This is a genomic window from Thiohalocapsa sp. (assembly GCF_022340605.1).
Taxonomy (GTDB): Bacteria; Pseudomonadota; Gammaproteobacteria; order Chromatiales; family Chromatiaceae; genus Thiohalocapsa.
In genome coordinates, this window is record NZ_JAJDNQ010000065.1 from 19,469 (window position 1) to 34,298 (window position 14,830).

Annotated in this window: 9 protein-coding genes and 1 pseudogene; 7 read left to right on the forward strand and 3 right to left on the reverse strand. The window is 69.8% G+C overall.

Annotated features, from left to right (window positions below; genetic code table 11):
- Nucleotides 1–98: 98 nt before the first annotated feature.
- Nucleotides 99–1,094 (forward strand): annotated as a pseudogene (locus LJE69_RS08540) (AAA family ATPase); the annotation flags it as partial.
- 484 nt (nucleotides 1,095–1,578) lie between these two features.
- On the forward strand, nucleotides 1,579–7,026 hold the full coding sequence (locus LJE69_RS08545; protein ID WP_296923900.1) for a RecQ family ATP-dependent DNA helicase: 5,448 nt from the start codon (nucleotides 1,579–1,581) through the stop codon (nucleotides 7,024–7,026).
- A gap of 27 nt (nucleotides 7,027–7,053) precedes the next feature.
- On the opposite strand, the gene LJE69_RS08550 is transcribed toward LJE69_RS08545, so the two are convergent.
- Nucleotides 7,054–7,422 (reverse strand): DUF5615 family PIN-like protein, encoded by a 369-nt coding sequence (locus tag LJE69_RS08550; protein WP_296923901.1) that lies wholly within the window; start codon nucleotides 7,420–7,422, stop codon nucleotides 7,054–7,056.
- A complete protein-coding gene (locus LJE69_RS08555) occupies nucleotides 7,419–8,525 on the reverse strand; it encodes a DUF433 domain-containing protein (RefSeq protein ID WP_296923903.1) in 1,107 nt (368 codons plus the stop codon). Before LJE69_RS08555 ends, LJE69_RS08550 begins: the two co-directional genes overlap by 4 nt.
- 312 nt (nucleotides 8,526–8,837) lie before the next feature.
- Between LJE69_RS08555 and LJE69_RS08560 the strand changes: the two genes are divergently transcribed.
- The 5 genes from LJE69_RS08560 to LJE69_RS08580 all read left to right on the forward strand — a co-directional run bounded on the left by LJE69_RS08560 (nucleotide 8,838) and on the right by LJE69_RS08580 (nucleotide 12,872).
- Nucleotides 8,838–10,367 carry a phytoene desaturase gene (locus tag LJE69_RS08560; RefSeq protein ID WP_296923905.1) on the forward strand — a complete coding sequence of 510 codons (1,530 nt, stop codon included), beginning with the start codon at nucleotides 8,838–8,840 and terminating at the stop codon, nucleotides 10,365–10,367.
- Complete coding sequence (locus tag LJE69_RS08565) at nucleotides 10,351–11,421, forward strand: phytoene/squalene synthase family protein (RefSeq protein ID WP_367114645.1); 1,071 nt, start codon at nucleotides 10,351–10,353, stop codon at nucleotides 11,419–11,421. The genes LJE69_RS08560 and LJE69_RS08565 overlap by 17 nt, the downstream gene beginning before the upstream one ends.
- A 38-nt stretch (nucleotides 11,422–11,459) precedes the next feature.
- Complete coding sequence (locus LJE69_RS08570) at nucleotides 11,460–11,816, forward strand: hypothetical protein (protein WP_296923909.1); 357 nt, start codon at nucleotides 11,460–11,462, stop codon at nucleotides 11,814–11,816.
- Nucleotides 11,817–12,111: 295 nt separating this feature from the next.
- Nucleotides 12,112–12,405: a nucleotidyltransferase family protein gene (locus tag LJE69_RS08575; protein ID WP_296923911.1), complete on the forward strand. Its 294-nt coding sequence runs from the start codon at nucleotides 12,112–12,114 to the stop codon at nucleotides 12,403–12,405.
- Nucleotides 12,402–12,872: a hypothetical protein gene (locus LJE69_RS08580; RefSeq protein ID WP_296923913.1), complete on the forward strand. Its 471-nt coding sequence runs from the start codon at nucleotides 12,402–12,404 to the stop codon at nucleotides 12,870–12,872. Before LJE69_RS08575 ends, LJE69_RS08580 begins: the two co-directional genes overlap by 4 nt.
- 14 nt (nucleotides 12,873–12,886) lie before the next feature.
- Here the strand turns inward: LJE69_RS08580 and LJE69_RS08585 are convergent.
- Nucleotides 12,887–14,830: hypothetical protein (locus LJE69_RS08585; RefSeq protein ID WP_296923915.1), on the reverse strand; the 1,944-nt coding region annotated here is incomplete at its 5' end.

Genomic DNA, 14,830 nt, shown 5'->3' on the forward strand with positions numbered 1-14,830 from the left:
CGCCGTCAGCAACTGCGCGAGCGTGCGGCTCGCCGGCGCCGGCTGACGCGACGCTGCGGGATGGATGGCAGCATTCGGCACGCTCATGGCCGCGCAGCTTAGGCTTCGCTTTCCTGACCGGCGTATCCAAGTTGAGCAAGGTCAGCCTATTCTCGGGGCTGAATAACCTGCGCGACATCAGGGTCTCGGCGGAATACTCAGCGCTGTGCGGCTACACCGAGGCAGATCTGGAGCGTGTCTTCGCGCCGGAGTTGGACGGGCTCGACCGCGACCAGATGCGCGCCTGGTACAACGGCTATAGCTGGACCGGCGAGGCGGTCTACAACCCCTTCGATGTGTTGCTGCTGTTCAAAGAACGGGACTTCCGACCCTGGTGGTTCGAAACGGCCACGCCGACCTTCCTGGTGGACTTCCTCACCGAGCGTCATACGTATCTGCCGCGCCTGGAGCACCTGGTCACCAACGAGCAACTACTCTCCGCCTTCGACGTGGATCGGATCGCGACCGAGGCGCTGCTGTTCCAGGCCGGCTACCTCACCATCGACGCCGTGCGGCGCGTGGGCGCCTTCATCCAGTACCGGCTGCGCTATCCGAACCTGGAAGTGCGCGCCGCGCTGAACGGCGCACTGCTCGACCGCCTCGGTGGCGGCGCCGCCGAGATCCCGATGCAGACCGGGCGGCTCTATGATTTGCTGCTGGCCAACGATTTTGCCGGCCTGGACGCGCTGTTCACGGCCTTCTTCGCCAGCATTCCGCACGACTGGTACCGCAACAACCCCATCGCGCGTTACGAGGGCTATTACGCCAGCGTCTTCTATGCGTATGTCGCGAGCCTCGGGCTGGACCTGACGCCGGAGGAAATCAGCAACGCCGGCCGCCTGGACATGGCCCTGCGCTTCAACGACCAGGTGTATCTGTTCGAATTCAAGGTGGTGGAGCTGGCGCCGGATGGCGGTGCGCTCGCGCAGCTGAAGGAGCGCGGCTATGCAGAGCGCTACCGCGGCGGCGGCGAGCCGATCCACCTGATCGGCGTCGAATTCAGCCGCGAGCGGCGTTGCGTGGTGGGGTTTGCGGTGGAGACGCTGGGCGGCTGAGACGACGTGAAAAAACCGGCGGCAAGGCAGCACGCCACGCCTCGAGTAAGCGCCAAGCGGCAGGCATTCGCGCGGCCGCCGTCGCGCCACAAAAGGCAGTGGCGCTCCCACGGTGCCCGCGCGCCTGGCGCAGCCCTCCTGGGAGCAGTTCCTGTGGGAACAGCGCTTGTGGGAGCGGCACGCTCGGTGCCGCGACCGGCGGCAAGGCAGCTCCCCACGCCCGAAGTAACCGCCAAACGCCAGCCAGCCACGCCGCCCCGTCGCGCCACAAGCGGCAGTGGCGCTCCCACGGTGCCAGCGCGCCTGGTGAAGCAGCCGGAGCCCAAGCACTGAGAGCGCCGTCCCCGGCGCGACGCGGTGCCGCTCTGGGCTGACCTCAGGGCGCAATCTCTGGCGGGGCTGATCGCGCCGGGGCTGCCGCTCCCACGGGCGTCGCGCCGAACTCTAGCGGACAATACACGCTGCGGCGGCCTATGATTCGGCCATGGCACCCGCCGAGTGCAAGACCGATGCCCAGAGCGCTACTCTGCTTGACCGGGGGCTGCTCGACCGGGCGCTGCTGCTCGACCTGGAAACGGGCGCCGACGGCGCGGTGCACAAGATCGGCGCGCTGCGTGGTGGTCGGGAGTTTCGCCGCGAGGGCCGCTTCAACCTTGCCCTGGCGCTGGATGAGCTGACCGCCTTTGCCGCCGACGCCCGCACCGTCATCGGCCACAACCTGCTGGGCCACGACCTGCCGACCCTGCGCGCGCTGGCACCGGCGCTGACGCTGCTGCGCCGGCCCATCGTCGACACCCTGTACCTCTCGCCGCTCGCCTTCCCGCAGAACCCGTATCACCGGCTGGTGAAGGACTACAAGCTGGTGCGCGACAGCGTCGCCGACCCGGTGGCGGACTGCCGGCTCGCCGAGCGGGTGCTGCGCGAGCAGTTCGACGAACTCGCCCGGCGCGCCGCGGCGGCCGGCGATGCCAACGAGGCGGACCTGATCGCCGTCTACCGCTTCTGCTTCCAGGGTGCGACGCTGCTGGACGGCAACGCCACCGGCGGTGACGGCATCGCGGCGGTGTTCCGGCTGCTGGCGCCCCAATTGCCGAGCGTCCAGCAGGTGCGCGACACCCTGCTCGCGCACTGGCAGGGGCGCGCCTGCACCACGGCGGCACCGCGGCTGATCCTGGCGCATCTCACGGACCCGGACCTGCGCCCACCGCTGGCCTACGCCGCCGCCTGGCTCCAGGTGGCCGGCGGCAACTCGGTGCTGCCGCCCTGGGTGCGGCGGCGCTTTCCGGCCACCACGCGGCTCCTGGATGCCCTGCGCGAGGTGCCCTGCGGCGAGCCGGACTGTGCCTGGTGCCGGGACGCGCATGACCCGGCGGTGCAGCTCGGGCGCTGGTTCGGCTTCGACGGCTTTCGGCCGCTGCCCGCCACGGCGGACGGTGCAAGCCTGCAACAGGCCGTGGTCGGCGACGGCATCGCCGGCCGGCCGCTCTTGGCCATCCTGCCCACAGGCGGCGGCAAGTCTCTGTGCTTCCAGTTGCCGGCGCTGGTGCGCTATCTCCGCCGCGGCACGCTGACGGTAGTCATCTCACCGCTGCAAGCGCTCATGAAGGACCAGGTGGACAACCTGGTACGCAAGACCGGCGCCACCAACGCGGCGGCCCTTTACGGCCTGCTCACGCCGCCGGAGCGCGGCGACGTGATGGAGCGAGTGCGCCTCGGCGACGTCGCCATCCTGTACCTGTCGCCGGAGCAGCTGCGCAACCGCTCGGTGGCGGACACGCTGGCGAGCCGCGAGATCGGCTGCTGGGTGTTCGACGAGGCGCATTGCCTGTCCAAGTGGGGCCACGACTTCCGCCCGGACTATCTGTACGCCAGCCGCTTCATCCGCACCCTGGCCGAGCGCCAGCGGCTGCCCATCCCGCCGATTACCTGCTTCACGGCGACGGCGAAGCAGGACGTCACCGCGGAGATCCTCGCCCACTTCCGCGACGAGGCCGGCCTGGGGCTGACGCTGTTCGAGGGCGGCGTGGAGCGCGACAATCTCGCCTTCGAGGTGCAGCTCGCCGGCAAGCACGAGAAGGACGCGCGCATCCACGCCATCCTCACCGAGCACCTCGGCGGCCCTGCCCAGCCCACCGGCGCCGCCATCGTCTACGCAGCGCGGCGCCTGCGCACCGAGGAGCTGGCAGACCGGCTGCAACGCGAGGGCTGGGCGGCCGAGCACTTCCACGCCGGGCTGGACGCCCCCGACAAGAAGCGCGTCCAGGATGCCTTCGTCGCCGGCGATATCACCGTCATCTGCGCGACCAACGCCTTCGGCATGGGCGTCGACAAGGAGGACGTGCGCCTCGTGATCCACGCGGACATCCCGGCGTCGCTGGAGAACTACATCCAGGAGGCGGGCCGCGCCGGCCGCGACCGCGCGCCGGCGCTCTGCGTGCTGCTCTACGACCAGCAGGACATCGAGGCCCAGTTCGGCATGGAGGCGATGTCGCAGCTCACGCAGCGGGACATCGCCGAGATCCTGCGCGGCTTGAGACGGGCCAAGCACGACAAGGACGGCCAGGTGGTCGTCACCAGCGGCGAGCTGCTACGCGACGAGGACCTGCGCCTCGGCTTCGACCCCGAGGCGCGCGACGCCGACACGCGCGTGCGCATCGCCATCTCCTGGCTCGAGCGCGCCGGCCTGGTGCAGCGCGACGAGAACCGCACCGGCGTCTTCCAGGGCCGCCCGGCAGTGGCGGACCTGGCCACCGCGGAGCGGAAGATTGCCGGTCTCGGGCTCTCCGCCGCGCAGCGCTCGCGCTGGCTCGCGATCCTGGAGGTGCTGCTGAATACCGAGCCGGACGAGTCCCTCACCGCCGACGACCTGGCCGTGCTCCCGGCCTGCCGGGAGCAGCCCGGCGCCGCCTGGGACAAGGGCCAGACGCCGGCGCAGCGGGTGCTGCGCACCCTGCACGACATGGCCAACGCCGGGCTGCTGCGGGAAGGCCCGCAGCTCACCGCCTTCGTCCGGCACAAGATCCGCGACAGCTCCCAGCGCATCCTGGAGCGGGTCACGACGCTGGAGTTGGCCATGCTGGACGCCCTGCGCGAGGTGGCGCCGGACGTCGAGACCGGCGAGTGGCTGCCGCTGTCGCTGCGCCGCCTGAACCAGCACTTGCTGGATGCAGGACACACCGACAGCAATCCCGAGACCCTGCGCGCCCTGCTGAAGGGCCTGTCGCTGGACGGCCGCGGCCTCGCCGGCGCCCGCGGCAGCCTCGATCTGAAACAGCTCGACCGCGACCACTACCGCGTGCGGCTGCACCGCGACTGGCGGACCCTCGCGCGCACCGCCGAGCGCCGTCGCGCCGTCGCGCAGTTGGTGCTGAAGACCCTGCTCGCCAAGCTGTCCACCGATGCCGCCGCCGGCGCGGACCTGCTGGTGCACTTCGGCACTGACGAGCTGACCCGCGCCATCGGCACGGACCTGGTCCTCGCCGGTCAGGTGCAGGACCCGCTGGCGGCCGTGGACCGCGGGCTCATGTTCCTGCACGAGCACGGCGCCATCATCCTGCACCATGGCCTTGCCGTGTTCCGCTCGGCCATGACCGTGCGCGTACTGCCGGAGGCCAAGGGCCGGCGCTACACCAAGGCGCAGTACCAGCCGCTGGCGCAGCACTACGGCGAGCGGGTGTTCCAGATCCACGTCATGGACCGCTACGCCCAACTCGGCGCCGAAAAGATCCGCCAGGCGCTGGCGCTGGTGGCCGGCTACTTCACGCTGGGCAAAGAAGAATTCGTCCGCCGCTTCTTCGGCGACATGCGCGACATGCTGACCCGCGCCACCACCGCCGAGTCCTTCGCGCGCATCGTCGATGCGCTCCGCAACCCGGCGCAGACCGAGATCGTCGCCGCCGCCGAGGACGGCAACCGGCTGGTGCTGGCGGGCCCGGGCTCCGGCAAGACGCGGGTCGTCGTGCACCGCTGCGCCTATCTGCTGCGGGTGCTGCGGGTGCCGGCGCACCGGATTCTGGTGCTCTGCTTCAACCGCTCCGCCGCGCTGGAGCTGCGCCGGCGACTCGCGGACCTGGTGGGCGAAGATGCGCGGCACGTGACGGTGCAGACCTACCATGGCTTTGCGATGCGGCTGACGGGACACTCCTATGCCGAGCGCATGGCAGGTGCCGCCGACAAGCCCCTCGACTTCGACGGCGTTCTGAAGGAAGCCGTCGCCCTGCTCGAAGGCGAGCAGGAGCTGCCGGGCATCGAGCCGGACACCGTCCGCGAACGCCTGCTCGCGGGCTACCGGCACATCCTGGTGGACGAGTACCAGGACATCGACGCCGAGCAGTATCGGCTGGTAAGCGCCATCGCCGGTCGCACCCTGGCGCAGAACGGCGACGCCGCCCGCCTGACGCTGCTGGCCGTCGGCGACGACGACCAGAACATCTACGCCTTCCGCGGCGCCAGTGTCGCGTACATCCGTCGCTTCCAGCAGGACTACGACGCCGAGCTGCACTACCTGGTGGAGAACTACCGCAGCAGCGGGCACGTCATCGCTGCCGCCAACGCGCTGATCGGCCACAACCGCGCGCGCATGAAGACCGAGCAGCCCATCCGCATCGACCGCGCCCGCGCCCGGCAGCCGGCCGGCGGGCGTTGGGAGCGGCTCGACCCGCACACGCGCGGCCGGGTGCTGGTGCCGCGGGTGGCCGATGCGCCCTGCCAGGCGGCGGCCATCGTGCAGCGGATGCAGGCGTTGCGGCAGCTCGGCGGCGGCAGTTGGCGGGACTTTGCCGTGCTCGCCCGGGGCCATGCCGTGCTGGAGCCGGTGCGCGCGCTGTGCGAGCACGCCGGCATCCCGATGCGCTGGAGCGGCGACCTGCCGCCACTGCATCGCATCCGCGAGATCCACGCCTTTCTCGCCGCGCTGAAGGCGCGCGGGCGCGAGCCGGTGCGCATGGATGAGCTGGCCGGCCTGCTGCCCGTGCACCCGAGCCCCTGGCGCGATCTGCTCGCCGGCCTCATCCAAGCATGGCGCGTCGAGCTGGGCGGCAACCCCGGCGATGACACGGATGCCGATGCACCGGCCGCCCTCGCCGTCCCGGCCACCGAGATCGCCGAGTTCTGCTGGGAGTCCCTCGCCGAGCAGCGCCGCGAGCGCGACATCGGCGACGGCGCGCTGCTCGCCACCCTGCACGCCGCCAAGGGCCTGGAGTTCCCGCACGTCCTCATCGCCGATGGCGGCTGGAGTCGGAACGGAGGCGTCTGGCGAGGTGCCGGCGCGGACGGGCCGGCCCGAGATGAAGCGGGCCTTGATGATTCAGGCCGCGACCGGCAGGAGGACGAACGCCGCACCTTCTACGTCGGCATGACCCGCGCGCGGGAGACCCTGACCCTGCTGGAAATCGCCGGCGGCGGTCACCCCCATCTGCCGCTGCTGCAAGGCGACTGGCTGCTGCACGAGCAGCCGGTCATCGAGCCGCCGCCGGCGGAGGTCATCGCCCGGCGCTACGCCCAGCTCACGCCCGCCGACCTCGACCTCGGCTACGCCGGCCGCCAACCGCCTGACGCCCCCATCCACCGCCACCTCGCCGCCGTGCAAGCCGGCGACGCCCTCGCCTGGCGCCCCCTGGGAGCGCCGGCATCCTGCCGGCCTGCCGGAGTGCCGGCGTCCCGCCGGCCAACCGGAAGCCAAGCCACCGACGGCAGCCCCACACAAACCGAAGCCGGCCAACTCCTCCTCACCACCCCCGAAGGCCACCCCATCGCCCGCCTCTCCAAGCGCGCCGCCGCCACATGGCTCCCACGCGCCGACCGCATCGAGGCCATCCACATCCTGGCACTGCTCCGCCGCGACCGCGCCCAAACCGAGCCCGACTACGCCGCCAGGCTGCGCTGCGACGCCTGGGAGGTGCCCTTGGTGGAAATCCGGTGGCGGGGTGGGTGAGCGCCCGCCGTTGCCGGTGCTAGGGCATCACCGGCGCGGCGGCAGCAGTCGGATGCGGTGGCGCCTCGGGTCGATCACCAGCAACGCACCGTCGGCCAAGGGCTCGGCGGCCGTGTGGAGCGCCTCCAATACGGCGTCACCCAAGTGTTGCGGCAGGATATGCTCGGCCCGAAGTTGGACCACGCTTGGCGCGGTTGCCTCGGTGAGATAGAGCAGGGCACCGAAGTCCAGGTCATGGGTCCGGACGATGTACCCATGCTCCCGCGCCCAAGACATGATTTCGTGATCCTCGGCGCGAATGTCACCGATCGTCCGCCAGCGCACGGCGGCATGCCCAGCAGCACGCAGGACGTCCGTCCACGCGCCGGGCATATTCATGTCCAACAGCAGCTTCATCCGGCTTTCAGCGGCAAGTCGTACTCCTCCGCGCGCCAGCTCGCGTAAGCCAGCGCCGCGTAGATATCCTCCCGCTCCAGATCCGGGTAGTGCTCCAGCACGCTCTCGATGCGCTCGCCGGACGCAAGCAAGCCGGTGATGGCGCCCACCGTGATGCGAATCCCGCGGATGCAGGGCTTGCCACCCATCTTCGCAGGATCGACGGTGATGCGATCAAGGTCGGGATAGGTCATGTCGTCGTCTCCGTTGGAACCAAGGAGTGCCGGCGGCGTCTCCAGCAATGATGTTCGACGAACCCGCGCTTGCGATGTCGGAGCAGTGCCTCCAGCCGCGTAAGTACCGGGGCCGCCAGCAACCAGGTGGGCACCGAGCGGGCCGACCCCGGCACCATGAGCGCGCCGCCAATGCTCGGTTCCAGCGCGAAGGCGATGTCGCTCAGCACCGCGCCGAGCGCGGGCCAATGGAAGCGCGGCGCAACCATGAATCCCGCGACGACGCGCCGCGTCGTCGGAGACAGGAGCGGCACGGCACCAATGCGCGGCCCCGGCGTCAGCCGCACGCGAAGGCCATGACGGGAGTCGATGCCTGCCCTGATCGCGATCGAGCCGCGGCCAGACGTCCAAAAAGGCAAAGCGCCGGCGGATTGCCAGGTCCATGCGCGCGATGGAGCGATCTGCGGTGTTCCGCGTTGCGACGACCCGCAGGTTTGGGTGCAACGTCAGCCGCGATGGGTAGCCCTCCGGCGTGTGCGGCAGCCTGACCTCCCGGTGCTCCTCGCCAGACTCGAACAGCAGAATCGCCTCGCCGAGCACCCGGCCGAGGTCTGCGCGGTTGATTTCGTCGATGACTAGGACGTGCTCGCGGTCGGTCGCCGCCTGGTTGGCCCTGAGGAGGTCCCCTGGCCGCACTTCGAAAGCCGGGCCCGTAGCGATCGGGCGCGGGAAGAGGCCGACGACGAAGTCCTCGTAGGTGCGAGCGGGGTGGAACTGGATACGTGTGGCGGCGCCGATGCGATCCGCCAGGCGCCACGCGAGGCGTGTCTTGCCCGTGCCGGGAGGCCCCTCGAGGACGAGGAAACGGCGCTCGCGCAGCAACGTGAGCACGCTGTCCTCATCCCCGAACGTGTGCGTTTGCGGTATTTTGTCAGTTCCGCTGGCCGCGCTGGAACCTGCGAGGCGGACCGGCGGCAGAACTCGCCAAGCCACGGTTGCTCGGCTTGGCCGTCGCGTAGCCTGCACGCCCCATCAATCCGGCCGAACTCGGCCGCTCGCCACCCTTGACACCGGACAATCCTCAGCCGATCGCGCCCTTGCGGCAGTGGTGCGACGCGCAGAGCCATTGCTATACTGTCAAACATCCTTGACATCAGGCCAGGTTGACACGTGACGACGGCTCCCCCGCGCGTACCCTCCAATTTGCCCGCAGCGACTGCGACAACCAGCGGCGGCCCGAACGGCAACCGGCCGCATGCCGTGGTCATCGGCAGCGGCTTCGGCGGCCTGGCGGCGGCCATCCGGCTGGCGTACCGGGGCTATCGCGTCACGGTGCTGGAGAAGCTGGACAAGGCGGGCGGGCGCGCTTACGTGCACGAGCGCGATGGCTTCAGGTTCGACGCGGGGCCGACCATCATCACCGCGCCGTTCCTGTTGGAAGAGCTGTGGGAGATGTGCGGGCGGCGCTTCGCCGACGACATCGACCTGCGGCCCATGGACCCCTTCTACCGCATCCGCTTCGACGACGGCACCACCTTCGACACCAACGGTGATGAGGCGGCCATGCGAGCGGAGGTCGCCCGGTTGTCGCCGGCGGATGTCGCGGGCTACGAGCGCTACCTGGAAGAAAGCCACAAGATCTTCGACGTGGGCTTCGTGCAGTTGGGCGACGTGCCCTTCACGCACTGGACGGACATGGCCCGCATCGTGCCGCAGATGGTCAAGCTGCAAAGCTACCGCAGCGTCTACGGTCTGGTGTCGAAGTACGTGAAGGACGAGCGGCTGCGGGTGGCGCTGTCGTTCCATCCGCTGCTGATCGGCGGCAACCCGTTCTCGGTCAGCTCCATCTACGCGCTGATCTCCTATCTCGAGCGGCACTGGGGCGTGCACTCGGCCATCGGCGGCACGGGCGCCATAGTGGACGGCATGGTGAAGCTCATCGAGGGCCAGGGCAGCAGCATCCGCTTCAATGCGGAGGTGGCCGAGATCACCACCAGCGGTCGGCGGGCGACGGGCGTGCGGCTGAAGGACGGCGAGCTGATTCCCGCGGACATCGTCGTCGCCAACTCGGATTTCGCCTGGACGCACCAGCACCTGCTGCCCAGCATCAAGCGCCGGCGCTGGCCTAACTGGCGGCTCAAGGCGTCGCGCTACTCCAACGGCCTCTTCGTCTGGTACTTCGGCACCAAGCGCCAGTACCCGGACGTGCACCATCACACGATCCTGCTCGGGCCGCGCTACCGGGGCCTGCTCGACGACATCTTCCACAACAAGCACCTGGCGAACGACTTCAGCCTGTACCTGCACCGGCCGACGGCGACGGACCCGAGCGTCGCCCCCGCGGGCTGCGACACCTTCTACGCCTTGGCGCCGGTGCCGCACCTGGACGGCGACGCGGACTGGGCCGAGCGTGCCGAGCCCTATCGCCAGGCCATCGAAGATTATCTCGGCCGCACCGTGCTGCCCGGCCTCAAGGACGAGCTGGCCACGTCGATGGTGACGACCCCGATCGATTTCAAAGAGCGCCTGCTGTCGTACAAGGGCGCCGCATTCAGCCTGGAGCCCGTGCTGTGGCAGAGCGCCTGGCTGCGTCCACATAACAAGAGCGAGGAGGTGGAGCACCTATACTTCGTTGGCGCGGGGACGCACCCCGGCGCCGGCGTGCCCGGTGTCATCTCCACCGCCCGTGTCCTCGATAAGGTGGTGCCCGATGCTAATGTTTTCGCAAATTGAGCGCTGTTTCGCGAACCCCGCGGACCTGACAGCCTGCCGACAACTGCTGAGCAACGGCTCCAAGTCGTTCCACGCGGCGTCGTTCTTCCTGCCCAAGTCGGTGCGCCAGCCGGCCTCGGCGCTGTATGCCTTCTGCCGCATCGCCGACGACGCCATCGACGACTGCCCCGACGACCAGGCGGTGGCGCTGGCGCAGCTCTACGCGCGCCTCGACCGCATCTACGCCGGCACCCCGGACCCGCACCCGGTAGACCGCGCCTTCGCCGGCGCCGTGAAGCGCTTCCACATGCCCCGCGAGTTGCCGGAAGCGCTGCTGGAGGGCTTCGCCTGGGACGCCGACGGCCGCACCTATGAGACGCTGTCCGGCGTGCTGGACTACTCCGCCCGCGTCGCCGCCGCGGTCGGTGCCATGATGACGGCGTTGATGGGCGTGCGCGAGCCGAACGTGCTGGCACGCGCCTGCGACCTCGGCAGCGCGATGCAGCTCACCAACATCTGCCGCGACGTGGGCGAGGACGCCCGCAACGGGCGCATCTACCTGCCGCTGGAGTGGCTACGCGACGCCGGCATCGACCCAGACGCTTTCCTGGCAGAGCCACGCTTCACGCCGGCGCTGGGCGACATGGTCAAACGGGTGCTGGACTTCGCCGAAGCCCTGTACGAGCGCGCCGAGACCGGCATCGCCAAACTCCCCGTCGGCTGCCGTCCGGGTATCTACGCCGCCCGGCTGCTGTATGCCGAGATCGGCAACGAGGTGGCCCGCAACGGTTATGATTCCGTCTCGCAGCGCGCCGTGGTGCCCGCCGCGCGCAAGATGGCCCTGCTGAGCCAGGCCCTTGCCGCGACGCCTTTCCCCGGCCGCGACTGCGCTGCGGAGCCTTTGGAGGAGAACCGCTTCCTGATCGATGCCGCGGCCTCGGCACCGGGTCTGCCGGGGTGCGATGCCAACGGCCGCTCTGGCCTCGGGCAGAAGGTGGTTTGGGTATTGGACTTGTTCGAAACCCTGGAGGAGCGCGATCGCCTCGCCATGGCCGATCAACGGGCCGGGCTGTAAGGCGACCTCTTCCCCGCCACGCGTATTGGAGGCTGACCATGCGCTACTACCTCGGAGCCGTCTGCCTGCTCATCGGTGTCTGGCTCATTTTCCTTGCGATGAACCACCGCAAAAAGGTCATCGCTGCCCGCGAGCGGGCCGAAGCGGCCGGCAATCCCCAGCGGATCGACCCGAATCTGGAAAAAATGGGCATCGCGATGATGCCGTTCTATGCGATGTACGGCGCGTTCGCGTCGCTGCTGCTGATCGGCGGCTTCTTCCTCTCCGACCTCAAGCAGTATCTCTCCGTCGTCGACCTGCTCGGCCTCATCGTGCTGGTCGTCGGCTACAGCGTCTTCATGGTCATGAAGGCCGCCTACTCCAAGCTCGGGCTGGATATGAAGCAGGCCGCTTGATGCATCGCGGGCGCGATGCCCGCGAGCGCAGGTACCCGAGACCGCGCCGGCACCCGCACGGGTGCCGGCGCTTTTGGTTAGCGGCGGTTGGTTCCTAAAGAGCAGTTGATCGCTTGCCATCGCATCGAAATGTTCGCGGTTGTTGGATGTCCGCGAGACGATGCATGTCACCTGCTGAATGAGCGCCGCTACGGCCGCTCTTTCCAGGTTCAAAGCGCACGTCCGAGATCCGCTACAGCGCTACCGAATGCAGGACATGGCACAATGTGCTCGACTACTCCCGCCGAGCCCCGCCATGCGCCTCACCACCGACGACATCACTTGTATTCGAAACGCCGTCGAGGCTCATTTCGGCGCCGGCAGCGCCGTATGGCTGTTCGGCTCACGGCTCGACGACGCCGCCCGTGGCGGCGACATCGACTTGTACGTCGAGCCAGCCGATCCGCTGCCGGATAACCTCTTCCTCGCCCGCCAGGCGCTGCGCGCTGAGCTCGAGCGCCGACTCGAGCGCCCCGTGGACCTGCTGGTACGCCGCGACGCGCCCACGGCATTCATGCGCCAGGCAAGGACCGAAGGACAGCGGCTATGACGGCGCGCACCGACGTGCTTGCCGAGACCATGCGCGCCCTGCATCAGGCGGCCGAACGGCTGCGCACCACACAAGCGGGCGTCTCGGACCTGTTCCCGCTTACGGCGGGCAGCATCGCCGCACTGCCTCAGCCGGCGCAAGAGCGTCTCGACGCCTATGCCATCCGCTATGCTCGCTGCCAAGACTTGCTCTTTCCCGCCATGCGGGCGCTGGCTCGGGCGCAGTTGGAGCCGAAGGCCGACGGCAGCTTCCTGGAACTGCACGCGCTGATGCAGAAGCAGGGCATCGTCGGCGGCACCGCGGATTGGGAGCGCCAGCGCGCACTGCGCAATGCAGTCGGGCACGAGTACCCAGACCCTGACGCCATTGCGGACATACTCAACGGCCTCCACGCCGCTGCGCCGGAAGTTCTGGCCATCGTCGAGCGCATGAGGGCGGCCGCAGAACGCCTGCTGGCCCGCGGCTGACTCGTGGCGCCGCATCACTCTCGCGCCGGCACATAGCGCCGCCCGAGGCGCTCAGCCAGCGCCGTTAGCCCGGCATCGACCGCGGCGGTCTGGCGGGCATGCAGGGCCGCCGCCAGCAGCTCGCGCTGCTCGGCCAGCATCGCCAGAAGCTCCGCATGCATCTCGTCGCGGAAGCGCACCTCGTCGACCTCGATCATCACCTTGTCCACCGCCAGCCAGGTGACGGCGCCGGCACCGATGCCGCAGAGCACCGCCCAGGGCCCACTCGGTGCGCAGAGGGCCGTCGCACCCAGGGCGGAGGCGAGCGACGAGCCGCCCTTCTTGGCCGCCGCCTTGCCGGCCAAGGCAACGGCGGCCTGGAAGCTCTTCTTCGTGGCGAGCTTGGCGGCCACGGCACCGGCCACCTGCTTGGAGAGCAGCTTCGCGGTGATGGCGCCCGCGGCGGCGCCGGCCGCGGCGGCGGTGCCCGCGCGCCGGGCATCACGGCCGAAGTCGAGCAGATCTGCCTGCGCATTCGCGGCGCCGGGGTCGACGAAGAGCTCGAAGGCACAGTCGCTCGCCTCGGCGGCACCGCGCAGTTGCCAGCCGATCTCCTCCGCAGACTGCTCGATGCGCCGTCCGGCATCGGTGTCGAGATCGGCGTAGACGCCTTGCAGCCAGGTCTCGAAGTTGGCATCCGCGAACAGCCGCTGATCGAGCTGCGTCGCCATCAGCCCGCCGAAGTCGCCGGTGGCCGCGGCCGCGAGCCGCTGGTACTCACCGATGACGGTGAAGTACCAGTCCAGGTAGGCATCGACGCCCTGCTCCGCCCGCGCGAAGAAGGCGTCGAGCGCCGCGTCGATCCTCGCGTCCGCGGCATTCAGCGCCTCGGCGCGGGCGACCCGCAGCCGCTCGTCCAGCGCACCGGAGAGCGCCGCCAGGGTCGGGTCCGCGCGGCAGGGGTTGGTCCAGGTCACCACCTGGCGCGCCTGGCGCTCCAGCGCGGTCGCATCGAAGTGCCGGAGCTTATGCAGCGCGTAGAGGTAGGGCGCGGCGAGCAGCAGAATGGTATAGATGAAGGCCGTCGACATCGTGCCGAAGCCGATGCCCTCGACGCCGGTGCCGCCCGCCGCCCGGCGCTGCTCCACCAGCGCCAGCGTGCCCAGCAGCATGCTGGTGACGAGCCAGCCGAACAGCCCGGCGCGCGCCAGCATTAGAAGCCAGGCGCCGAGGCGCAGCAGCGGCTCCGGCAGCGACGGGATCACCAGCAGTGACGCGTGCCAGGCCAGCGCCTGCACCACCGCCAGCGCCCCGACCGCCCAGCCCGCCGCCGGACAGACGACGTCGCCCGCCGTGCCGGTGAAGGCCGATTCCGCCACCGCCTGCCAAGACTGTCCGCGGCTGTCCGGACCGCCGATCACGGCGAAGTCCACCACCAGAAAGGCCGCGGCCAGGAACAGCAGGTTGCCCAACAGCAGGGGCCACCGGCGGGCGATGAAGCCGGCCTTCTCCGCCTGCACCTCGACCGCAAGGTGGCGCTGCAACGGGCCGATGACGAGCGACAACGCCAGCACGTCCAGGGCCAGCACCAACCAGTGCTCGGGCGCCAGCAGCGCCGCGATGGGCAGCAACAGCGCGGTAAACAAGAGCGCGGGCACCGCTGTGAGCGCCTGCACCAGCCAGCCGCGCATGAGCCAGCGCCGCACCCGGCTGTCCGCCCGCGTGACCCCGTGCAGCCAGAGCCGGCGCGCGAACAGGGCGTTGCCCGACCAGTAGGCCCAGATCGGCCAAGCCACCGGCACCAGCAACGGAAACAGCGCCCAGCAGGGCAGTCGCGTGAAGGCGAGCGCCGCGACGAAGAGCAGCCCGGCGGTCAGGGCGAGCGGGATCAGTCGGCGCAATGCGGTGTCTGCGTGCATCAGCGGGCTTGGACGAAGATGAGTCTCCGCGAACTCGAGGCCGAACTGCGCACCCGCCGT